General features: G+C 36.1%; 9 protein-coding genes. 2 read left to right on the plus strand and 7 right to left on the minus strand.

Features of this window, described 5'->3' with window-relative positions; genetic code table 11:
• Positions 1 to 1,068, plus strand: coding sequence for a DNA adenine methylase (locus tag M0P98_05235; protein MCK9266268.1), 1,068 nt, complete (start codon positions 1 to 3; stop codon positions 1,066 to 1,068).
• Positions 1,069 to 1,160: 92 nt separating this feature from the next.
• Here M0P98_05235 and M0P98_05240 read toward each other — a convergent pair whose 3' ends face one another.
• The 3 genes from M0P98_05240 to M0P98_05250 all read right to left on the minus strand — a co-directional run bounded on the left by M0P98_05240 (position 1,161) and on the right by M0P98_05250 (position 5,934).
• Positions 1,161 to 3,272, minus strand: a complete 2,112-nt coding sequence (locus tag M0P98_05240) for a hypothetical protein (GenBank protein ID MCK9266269.1) — start codon at positions 3,270 to 3,272, stop codon at positions 1,161 to 1,163.
• Positions 3,250 to 4,497, minus strand: a complete 1,248-nt coding sequence (locus M0P98_05245) for a hypothetical protein (GenBank protein MCK9266270.1) — start codon at positions 4,495 to 4,497, stop codon at positions 3,250 to 3,252. The genes M0P98_05240 and M0P98_05245 overlap by 23 nt, the downstream gene beginning before the upstream one ends.
• Before the next feature lie 72 nt (positions 4,498 to 4,569).
• On the minus strand, positions 4,570 to 5,934 hold the full coding sequence (locus tag M0P98_05250; protein MCK9266271.1) for a GH1 family beta-glucosidase: 1,365 nt from the start codon (positions 5,932 to 5,934) through the stop codon (positions 4,570 to 4,572).
• A gap of 151 nt (positions 5,935 to 6,085) precedes the next feature.
• On the opposite strand from M0P98_05250, the gene M0P98_05255 reads away from it, so the two are divergent.
• Positions 6,086 to 6,424 (plus strand): metallopeptidase family protein, encoded by a 339-nt coding sequence (locus M0P98_05255; protein ID MCK9266272.1) that lies wholly within the window; start codon positions 6,086 to 6,088, stop codon positions 6,422 to 6,424.
• Positions 6,425 to 6,431: 7 nt separating this feature from the next.
• Here the strand turns inward: M0P98_05255 and rpiB are convergent, their stop codons facing one another.
• From rpiB to M0P98_05275, 4 genes are read right to left on the minus strand one after another with little or no spacing between them, the layout of a single operon-like run.
• Entirely contained in the window at positions 6,432 to 6,869 is a 438-nt protein-coding gene (gene rpiB / locus M0P98_05260; GenBank protein MCK9266273.1) for a ribose 5-phosphate isomerase B, read from the minus strand.
• Between the two features lie 8 nt (positions 6,870 to 6,877).
• Entirely contained in the window at positions 6,878 to 7,903 is a 1,026-nt protein-coding gene (locus M0P98_05265; GenBank protein ID MCK9266274.1) for an L-threonylcarbamoyladenylate synthase, read from the minus strand.
• Complete coding sequence (locus tag M0P98_05270; GenBank protein ID MCK9266275.1) at positions 7,890 to 8,741, minus strand: sulfide/dihydroorotate dehydrogenase-like FAD/NAD-binding protein; 852 nt, start codon at positions 8,739 to 8,741, stop codon at positions 7,890 to 7,892. The genes M0P98_05265 and M0P98_05270 overlap by 14 nt, the downstream gene beginning before the upstream one ends.
• Before the next feature lie 13 nt (positions 8,742 to 8,754).
• Positions 8,755 to 10,065: an orotidine 5'-phosphate decarboxylase gene (locus tag M0P98_05275; protein MCK9266276.1), complete on the minus strand. Its 1,311-nt coding sequence runs from the start codon at positions 10,063 to 10,065 to the stop codon at positions 8,755 to 8,757.
• Positions 10,066 to 10,809 lie beyond the last annotated feature (744 nt).

Genomic DNA, 10,809 nt, shown 5'->3' on the forward strand with positions numbered 1-10,809 from the left:
ATGAATTATATCGGTAGTAAACTGTCACTATTAGGTTTTTTAGAAGAAGCAATCAATAAAGTCGTTGATAAAAACTGTAATATTTTTTGCGATTTATTTGCAGGAACAGGAGTTGTTGGAAGTTATTTTAAAAAAAAGGGTTATAAAATAATTGCTAATGATATTCAGTATTATAGTTATATTTTAAACAAACATTATATTGGAAATCATAAGGAATTAAGTTTTACCAAATTAGTAAAGGACATTTCAGAATTAGAAAAAATAGATATTAAGGAGAGAAAAAACTTTGTTTGTAATTACCTTTCAAATTTAAAAGGAGTAGAAGGGTTTATCTATAAAAATTATTGTCTTGGTGGCACAAAAAATAAAAAAGAAACAAGACAGTATTTTTCAGATGAAAATGGAATGAGCTGCGACGCTATTCGTCAAAAAATTGAAAAATGGAAAAACAGAAATTTAATTTCTGACAATGAATACTATTTTTTAGTTGCCAGTTTAGTTGAATCAATTGATAAATATGCAAACACTGCCTCTGTTTATGGTGCGTTTTTAAAAAAACTTAAAAAATCAGCTCAAAAAAGTTTAGTTTTGAAACCAGCAGAACTCATTATAAATGGTCAAAACCATGAGGTTTTTAATGCTGATATAAACAAAATTATAGAAAAAGTTAGTGGTGATATTTTTTATTTAGACCCACCCTATAATCATCGCCAATATGCAACAAATTATCATCTATTAGAAACCATTGCTAAATACGATAATCCAACAATATATGGAAAAACTGGTCTGCGGAAATATACTGAAGAAAAATCTCTATATTGCTCCCGTACACAAGTAAAAAAAGTATTTAAAGATTTAATTTTGAATGCTAAAGCACGTTATATCTTTGTAAGTTATAATAATGAAGGATTAATGACTCTGGATGACATAAAAAAAATAATGAGTTTACGGGGAAAATACGGATATTTCACTAAAGAATATAATCGTTTTAAAGCAGATAAAGAAGAAAACAGAAATTATTCTGCAAGCAAAACTACTGAATACCTACATTTTATTGTTTGCAAATAACCCTAAATTATATTTCAAGAAATATAGTAAAAAGGTTTTTTGGGGAAATATAAGAGAGGGATTATTCCAGCCGATACCAGTAAAACCAATACTTAACGAGATTTATCTAAAGGGTTACTTCTTGAAAGAATCTGGCACTCCGAAGCAGGAACTCTCATATCCATACCTGTTCCGTGGTCGCTATGGTCAAGAAATTCTCCAGCTGCACCAGCTGCTCTTCCAAAAGCAAACAATACAAAAGGTATTGAAACTGCTCTTTTTAAGGTAATCTTTTTATCTTTAAGAAGCCCCCATGAGATACCTAAACATACACACGCTATAGCAGCGTCTATATTGACTGCAAGCACCTTCGAAGTAGCACCTGTACCTTTAAGAGCAAAAGTAAGACGGTGATAAAAATCGAGAAATATGTTGTAAACACCTTCTTGTTCCATATACTTGCTTATTGCTTGCTCTCTTGGGTCGTAGTTTACTGGATTATCTTTAAAGACAGGATGACCAAGGCAAGGTATTCTATCATACTCCACTCCCGATTCTTGTGCCAAAAATTTCTGAGATTTAAAACGTTCCGCTTCGTTTTTAACAAGAGTTTCAAGCAGTTGGTCTGCCTCTTTTTTATCGTATGGGTCGTTAAGGTTGGTCTTCTCAAATATTCGTATAAGGTATTCTGTTGCTTCTTTACCGTTACCTCCATGGACTTCTCCAATAGAGGCAAGAGCTGCTATCATTCCTGTATGAGGTAGGTTACCTGCAGAAGCGGAAAGTTTTGCTGCTTGAGCCGATATTGTTCCGGGGCCATTGCTTAAAGAAGCTATCAAACACATCTCTACCAGTTCTGCCTCGAATTTGTGTTGGACAGGTTCCCCAAACCAATGTAAAATAACCGCTTCTGTCAAACTTCTGTTACTGATAAGTTCTGTTACAGGGGCTCCGTATATAGTTACATTAACTCCATCGTTCCCTGATGCAAAACTTGAGTTCCTCATATTCCGTTTTACCACATTTTTACCAAGTTTGTTTTCTGCCAAATGAGTAAACTGGGTAGCATACGGCTCAAGAATAGTGCCAGAAGAGAGTAAAAGTGAAACATGGAGTTTTTTGCCCAATGTTCCGTAATCTATAAACCAAGGATTAAAATGTATCGCTTTCCCGGGGCTAAAATCTCTATCCCATTTATGTACTCTTCTAAGAAGGTTTGCCGCCTCAGGTAAATGGTGGAGAGTCTGTATTCTAATACCCTTTTGAAGGGCGTTAAATTGAAGCGAATCTAAAAGTTTAGGAATGTTACCATATTTTTTTGACGGGTCAAAAGGTTCTATTCCAAAATATTTATCAAAGAGTGCCATCTTTTCTGAAGCGCCTGTCATACGTCCTTCAACAACCGCACCAGCATGACCTAAAGAAACGTCTTGTTTTTCAAGAATCTGCCCAGCAACATACACTATGACAGGTTTAGAAAACTTTGTTTTCCTCATCATATCAACGGCTTCTTTTTCGTATATACCTCCGGGCTCAACATATAAAACAATAAAACGTGTATTCTCATCTTTCTCTGCAAGTGCCAATAAATCTTTTAACGGAGTAAGTATAAGAGTATCTTTTCCAGTAGACACACCAAAAGATGTCCCTATACCAGCAGATAGAAGGTAGGTAGCCATTGTAGTAACCATATTTCCGCTATTAGAAATAATACAAGCGCTTCCTTTTTTAAAACTTTCTGGTGGGTTATCTCCTCCAACTGCACCCACTCTAACTCCATCGTGCACATTGATACACCCAAGGGTGTTGCACCCAATAATATCTACGTTTGCCTCTTTAGCAAGTAGATGAATTTTTGCAGTTACCTCTATTGATACGTGTTCGGTTATAACAAAAATTGTCTCAACAACATCTTTACCAAAATAAAGTATCTCTTTTACCTCCCCATAAACAGCCTCTGGGGGAGAATATACTATAATTTTATTTGGATGGGATTCTTTGGGCATAATTTTCATCAACTCCCCAAAGGTTGGAAAAACAGGAATTGTTTTGCCAGATTCATATTCAATAACCTGCCCTTCTTTCCCCAAAGCCCAACCGCCTACAATATTACCACAGTATCTCTGCGACGCAATTGTAACCTTGCTTGCTTCTCTTCCTGTGATATTGGAAACAGCAATTCTATCGTCTTTCTTTAAAATATCATTCAATGTCTTTGCTCTCATTTTTCCTCATAGAGTTAAAAGCATTTGCTAATTTAGCAGCATATTCAGCTACCATAGTAACTGGAGTATCATAACCAAATATTATATACGGTAACCCAAGACTTTCAAGTGTATCTTTCATAATTGACATACCTTTAGCAAGACGAGGACCACCACGCCCTATAATAACAGGTAGATGCACAGGTCCGTTTTCTTCCACATATTCACTTAAAGCATTTGCAATCGCCTGAAAAGTAACATCAATCATTGTATTGTTAGCCTTACCGCCAAGAATAAGAAGCAACGAAGCGTTCTTTATGTGATGTTTAAAACATATCGAAGCAGCGTCGTGCATTCTATCGTAAGAAGGGTTGCCACCAAAATCAGAAAGAAAAATTGGGTCGCCACCATAGTTCATAAGGGTTTCAATAATAATAGTAGAAGAGCCACCACCAAAAAGTATAGGTAACACCAGTTTCCCGCCAAGGTTGGAAACGTGTATCTGCCCTTGATGCGAAGATATAGCAAGTTCTTTCATTTCTTCTTCAAAAGGAGTGGTGCTGGCTGGGTATTCAGGGAAAGAGATTGCAAGGTTTTTTGCTTTAAAATTTGCCTCATCTAAGACAGCTTTAAAATCGCAAGCAAAGATTTTTCCAGCAGAAGTGATTCTCCAAGGATTAATTTCGCAAAGTCTCATTCCGTTAGAAATAAAAAAATCCCAGAAATCAACAAGGTTTCTTGAAAAAGGGCTAATTAAAGCGCTCGGACATTTCAGAGCAGTTAAAGCTTGGCTTGCTTGGTAGGCGTTTAATCCTTGATAAACATCAACAGGTATGGTCTTTTTATCTTTCTCGTCAATCTCTTCTATATCCATTCCACCTTTAAGAGAAATAGTCAGAGAAGGACTAAGGAAAGTTGTATTGTAAGTTATAGCAGTATATACCTCCATCTCTGCAGGAATATACTGAGAAAGATAAGCAGTACGTACCATCTTCCCATCAATTTCAGAATTGATAATCTTGTTTATCTCTCGTTGTACCTTTGATGGGTCTTCACAAACCTTAACCAGACCAGCTTTCCCTTTTTTACCTGCAAGAACATCTGCTTTTATAACGACCTTACCCCATTTATCAAAAAGGGTTTTCAGTTTATGCCTGTCTATAGGTATAACCTCATATTCTGGTACAGGAATCTTTGAACGTTTCACTAATTGCTTCAAAAATGTCAACTCAGTAATCTGATTCATTTTTCCCTCTTATGTTCAACCTATCACTATTACTAAATACTATACATTTTTTTTAAAGATAAGTCAAATAAATTATATATTGAGAGTTCTTCCATTGGTCGCTATAACGTCTTTGTAAAATAAGGCAGAGTCTTTTAGTATTCTTTTCTGTGTAACATAATCAACATAAGTAATACCAAAACGTTGTTTATATCCATCACCCCATTCAAAATTATCAAGCATTGACCATAGAAAATAACCTTTAATATCCACACCATCCTTATAAGCTCTTGAAAATTCTGACAGATATCTCTTTATAAAATCAACCCTTTGAGGGTCGCTAACTTTACCGTCAACAGTAACCCAATCAACGTTAGCCATACCATTCTCTGTAACTATAATAGGTAGTTTGTATCTTTCATAAAAAAACCTTGGACCCCAGTATAAAGCTTTAGGTGTAACTGGCCATCCAAAATTTGTAAGAGGTGTGTTTAAAGGAATTTTTTCAGGAACAACAGGATTATCTATCGTTTCTCCCTTAAACGGGACTCTTCCATTATATATATTGATACCAAAAAAATCGAGCGGTTGGTTAATAGTTTCTAAATCTTCAGCCCAAGTTTTAGGTAACATTTTTTCATAAAGATTTAGATAATCTTCTGGGTAGACCCCTTTATATACAGGGTCCATCCACCAACTGTTACACCATAAATCTTTTTTGGAACTTTTAAACATAAAATCTCTTGCTGTTTGTATGTCTTGCTCAGATTCGCTTGCAGGTATTCCCACAGTTCCAACTGGTGCGTACCCTATTGAAGCCTCTTCTCCTAACAACTTTCTTATTGCTTGAACGGCTTTACCGTGAGAAACCATAACATTATGTTTTATACGTATAATTTCTTCTATTCCGAGCATATCGCCAGGTGCAGCTTTATTTTCTTTATGCCCATATACAATAAAACATTGTGGCTCATTAAGAGTAATCCAATGTTTAACTCTATCCCCAAGTTTGTTTACCATAACCAAAACATATTCTGCAAACCAATCAGCACAATCTGAGTTTAGCCACCCGCCTTTACAGTAAAGTTCATAAGGGTAATCCCAATGGAAAAGGGTAACAAAAGGGTTTATACCAACCTTTAGCAGTTCATCTACCAACCTATCATAAAAATCTAAACCTTTTTCATTAACACTACCTATTCCTGAAGGAAGGACTCTTGACCAAGATACTGAAAACCTGTAAGTGTTGACACCCAAGTTTTTCATTAAAGCAACATCTTCTTTATATCTGTGGTAATGGTCGCATGCGACCTCGCCTGACTGTTGGTTCCATATATTGCCACCTTTTTTGCAGAACATATCCCAAACAGACGCCCCTCTACCATCTTGGTTGGCTGCTCCTTCAATCTGATAAGATGCTGTAGCTGTCCCCCAAAAAAAATCTTGTGGAAAACCCATATCATTCTCCTTTACCCCAAGAGTTGCATAGTGGGATGATTAAATTTTTATTCATACTTAGGATAAGTATGTAGTGATATATTAAATTGTACAATGTTTATCCTAAAAAAACAATTTTTCAGAATTTCACAGTTTAAAGTATAATTAAGGTATGTTGGTAACAAAAGAAGAGTTTGAAGAGTTAATCACAGATATATGGGCAACAATTCCTAAACTTATCAAAAAAAAACTTGATAATGTAGAGTTTTTTGTTGAAGATGGTAACAGTTCCAATATACTTGGTCTTTACCAGGGAGTTCCTTTCCCAAAAAGAAAAAATTCAGGTTATTCTCTTATAATGCCAGACAAAATTATTCTTTTTAAAAGAAATATAGAGAATGGTTGTAGAACGAAAGAAGAACTAAAAAAGAGAGTAGAGACAGTTCTTTTACATGAGATTGGGCATTATCTTGGCTTAAACGAATACCAGTTAAGAAAACTTGGGCTTTAAAACCACCCTACTCGCCCATTTTTTGAAGTTTACTGACCCTTTTTGAGTGTCTCCCTTTAAGGAAAGGGGTTTCTAAAAAAGTTTTCACCATAAGAATAGCAAGTTCATTACTTATTATTCTACCTCCAAGAACTATCACGTTTGCGTTATTATGTTCTCTTGCTAAAGCAGCATCATATATAGTGCAGGTCCTTGCTGCTCTTACCCAAGAGAACCTGTTAGCAGCAATAGATATACCAATTCCTGTGCCACAAATCAGAATACCTGTTTTAACCTCTCGTTTTTTTATACCTTTAGCAAGTTTTTCTGCAAAATCTGGGTAATCAACCGATTTTTTTATACTTGTTCCATAATCCTTAATTTCATAACCTTCTTTAATTAAAGCGTCTTTAAGAAATTCTTTCATATCGTAACCTGCGTGGTCACTTCCTATTCCTATCTTCATATTACCTCCTACAACAAGGGGTTATCTTTTGTAACCGATTCATAGCAACACAATCTCGGAAGAACAACCTCTTTAATAAGAAGAGATATCTTCTCTGTTATTCTTCTATAAAAATCGAGAGATTCTCCAAAAGGGTCTTCTACTCCAAGAACAGTTACTTTATCTTCAGCGTTAGGAAAGCGTAACAGAACTTTGTTTCGGTGTGCTTCTTCCATCACATATATCAAATCAAAGTTTTTTGCCATATAAGATGTTAACTGTCTTGAAACAAAATCGCCCATATCGATACCTTTTTCTGCCATTGCTATATATGCTAATGGGTCGGCTGTGCTTTCGTGAGAAATACCTAAGCCAGCCGACTCTACTCTAATCTGAATACCAGCATTTTTTAACATTTCTTTCAATAGGTACTCTGCTATAGGGCTTCGACAGGTATTACCTAAACATACAAAAAGAATTTTACCTCTCAGCAAACAAGGTGTTTTTTTTGTTACGTCCCATAAAGCAGATGGGTTCCTCTCAATATCTCCAGCTGATATAACTATATCTGCCATTTTTTTAAGAGTATCTGGCATCTCTTCAACAGAGATGGGGTTATTTTCACCTGAAATATTAGCGCTCGTGGAAGCAACCACTTCAAAATGTTTCGTAACTTCACGTATAAAATCGTAATTAGGTATTCTAAAAGCAACTTTACCGTCACCAGTAACCATATATTCCAAGTTTTCTCTACTTTTAAATATAAACGTAGTTGCTCCTGGCCATCTTTTTCTTATAAAAGATAGAGCATACTGAGGCATATACGCAAAACGTTCTGCTTTATTTACTTTATCTACAAATCCAATAAGAGGTTTCTCATAAGAGCGTTTTTTTATGCTAAAAATCTTCTCTTTTGCTTTTATATTAAGCCCGTCACATACTATCCCATAAACAGTATCTGTTGGTATTATGGCAACTCCCCCTGAGGCAAGCACCTTAGATGTTTTAATTGCCAATTGTTTAGTGTTATCAACCTTTAACTCAAAAACTTCCATATCGTCTATCCAACCCTATCTTACATCTATGTTTATAAGAAAGAGCTTCTTCTTTCTTGTAGAGGGATGTCCGTTTAAGTAGTTCATCAAAATCCACTAAGTGAGCATCAAAATCTGGGCCATCAACACAAGCAAACTTAACTTCACCACCAACTGTTACCCTGCACCCTCCGCACATACCTGTACCATCTACCATTATAGGGTTTAAACTTGCTATCGTTTTTATTTTAGATTGTTTGGTAATTTCACTTATTCTCTTCATCATAGGAATAGGCCCAGCAGTAAAAAGGTAATCTATCTTTTTGTTAGACGATATGAGTTCTGAAAGTATATCTGTGGTAAACCCTTTTGTACCTTTGCTCCCATCATCTGTAGATATATAAATCTCATTACTTAACTCTTGCATCTCTTTTTCAAGAATAAGAAGAGAACTGTTTCTTGCACCCATTATCGTGATAATGTAATTACCAACAGATTTAAAAGATTTTGCCATCCAATATATAAAAGCTGCACCAACACCTCCAACAACCATACAGACAGTACCATAGTTTTCTATATCTACTGGATTCCCAAGAGGTCCCACAATATTTAAGACTTTCTCTCCTTCGTTAAGCAGACCAAGTTTTACTGTTGAAGTACCAAGTTCTTGAAAAATTATAGAAACAGTACCTTTATTTTTATTTACGCCTGCAATAGTAAGTGGTATCCTTTCGCCTTTTTCATCAACCCTCAATACTACAAACTGACCAGGTTTAGCTTTCTCTGATATAAGAGGAGCTTTTAGTTCCATCCTTTTAATCTTATCTCCAAGCACCTCTTTCTTAAGGACTCTATTCACGTCTTGTTTCTCCTTATTTTATTTTTTCCCATTTAAGAAGGTTTGCAACACTGCTTAATGTTCCGCCATCCTGTATCTCTTTTCTTATCCTGTTTTCTCTTTCAAGCACATCCATCGCCCTATTAACAGTTTCTACTACTCTATCCTGAGAAACTACTGCAACTCCATCAGAATCTCCCAATATCCAATCATTCGGGTATATTGTCTGGTTACCTATCCTTATTGGAACATTTATTTCTCCAAACCCCTTCGGTTCTGACGCTTCAGGACATATTAGTGTTGCAAAAATAGGATAATTTAATCTTCTTATTGCCTCAACATCTCTTACCCCACCGTATATAACAACCCCTGCAACCTTTTTTGTTATAGCGCTACAGGTTGCAAGTTCTCCCCATACAGCAGGCGCAACCCCGCCAGCATCTATTATTATCACAGAATTTTCATCAGCAATATCTATCGCTTCCACAGGTTTTGCCCAGTCGCCGGGATATGTACGCACAGTTACTGCCTTACCACTAATTTTACAGTTATCCTTCAAAATAGGCACCACCCCTCTCACCCAACCTTGCCTATGCATAGCGTCTGTTAGGTTAGATGTAGATATTTTTTTAAAGAGAGCGTCTATACCGTCTAAAGAGGCTCTCTTGTATAGGTCTGTTTTTATAGAAACCTTATCTTTGAGGGCTTTATAAATATTTTTTACAGATTCTTCAACATTAACAGATTTTGTTATAGCTCCACCAACAATAAGTATAGAAGCCCCTGAGTTAACTGCTTCAACAATATTTTCAGAATTGATACCACCAGCCGCTGCAACAGGTATATCAACAGATTCTGAAATCTGTCTTATCAAAGAAAAATCTGTTTTACCTTTCATTTGGTTATCAATTGGAATATGCACCCCAATATAATGGACTCCAAGTTTTTCTACTTCTATAGCTCTTTCGGCGGAAGCAAAGTTTTCCATCAAATCCACCATAACCTTGCCACCATAATTTACGGACGCTTCAACTGCTTCTCTTATTGTACTATCAGAAGCTGCTCCCATTACAACCACTACATCAGCTCCTGACTTAAAAGCCATTTCTGCTTCAAATCTTCCTGTATCCATAATCTTCATATCAGCTATAACAGTCTTGTTAGGGAACTCTTTTTTTAGAGCCCTAACCACACCAATACCTTCAGATTTAATAAGAGGTGTTCCGGCTTCCACCCATTCAACACCTTCTTTTACAGCTTCTATTGCTACCTTCATAGCTCTCTCAGTTTCTGTAAAATCGAGAGCAATTTGAAGTAAAGGAAATTTGTTTTTAGATTTCAACATTTTGCCTCCAGTTATCGTCCTTTATTGTCAGTATCAAACTACAAACTTCTTACAAATAAAACCATCTTCATTTTGACTTATCATTAATATATCTGTGGTAGGAAATATTCAGCAAACCATCCACGCACTCTCATCCTGAGATTTTGTCCCATTAACTTCTTTGCACCCCCCCCAAGGGAATTGCCACACTAAGAAACCCCTCCTACGCCAAGAGGCGCTCGCAAAGACGGAATGGGGGGGGGAACGTAAAAAACGAAAGCGTAAAGCAAAATCCCCTCCACCTACGCTAAAATACAAGCTTCGGCGGACAAGCCTCATCCCATTAACCTCTTTGCAAACCCCTGAGGGCTCTCTATCCCAAGAACCCCCAAGGGTAGAGGGCAAAAAGAGGGAAGGTGTATGCACCGTAGTACCAGAGTGAGTAGACACCACATACGCTTTTCTTTTATGTCTTTAACTGCCGTTTTGTGGCATTGCGAGGAATGTCTTCTAATGACGTGGCAACCCTCGTATTTATCCTTATTATTTTTTTGTCTTTTATTCGTTAAAAAAGTATGTGTCTATTCACGAATTACAAGGTGCTACTACAACTCAAGCAAGAATCGGGCTGTTAACAAAAGGTTCAAGCCTTTTGTTCTTCTCCTATGTTAAAAGTCAAAAAATTCTACCCTAAAGACTTTTATTTTTAACAATTTTGTACTAACTGAAACTCATTAAAGTTTTCAAACATCAAATCATATTTCA

Source organism: bacterium (assembly GCA_023230585.1).
GTDB lineage: Bacteria > Ratteibacteria > UBA8468 > B48-G9 > JAFGKM01 > JALNXB01.

Bases quoted from the DNA above. Each gene is read 5' to 3' on its own strand.
- M0P98_05235 (MCK9266268.1), top strand. From the start codon at position 1: ATGAATTATATCGGTAGTAAACTGTCACTATTAGGTTTTTTAGAAGAA.
- M0P98_05240 (MCK9266269.1), bottom strand. From the start codon at position 3,272: ATGAGAGCAAAGACATTGAATGATATTTTAAAGAAAGACGATAGAATT.
- M0P98_05245 (MCK9266270.1), bottom strand. From the start codon at position 4,497: ATGAATCAGATTACTGAGTTGACATTTTTGAAGCAATTAGTGAAACGT.
- M0P98_05250 (MCK9266271.1), bottom strand. From the start codon at position 5,934: ATGGGTTTTCCACAAGATTTTTTTTGGGGGACAGCTACAGCATCTTAT.
- M0P98_05255 (MCK9266272.1), top strand. From the start codon at position 6,086: ATGTTGGTAACAAAAGAAGAGTTTGAAGAGTTAATCACAGATATATGG.
- rpiB (MCK9266273.1), bottom strand. From the start codon at position 6,869: ATGAAGATAGGAATAGGAAGTGACCACGCAGGTTACGATATGAAAGAA.
- M0P98_05265 (MCK9266274.1), bottom strand. From the start codon at position 7,903: ATGGAAGTTTTTGAGTTAAAGGTTGATAACACTAAACAATTGGCAATT.
- M0P98_05275 (MCK9266276.1), bottom strand. From the start codon at position 10,065: ATGTTGAAATCTAAAAACAAATTTCCTTTACTTCAAATTGCTCTCGAT.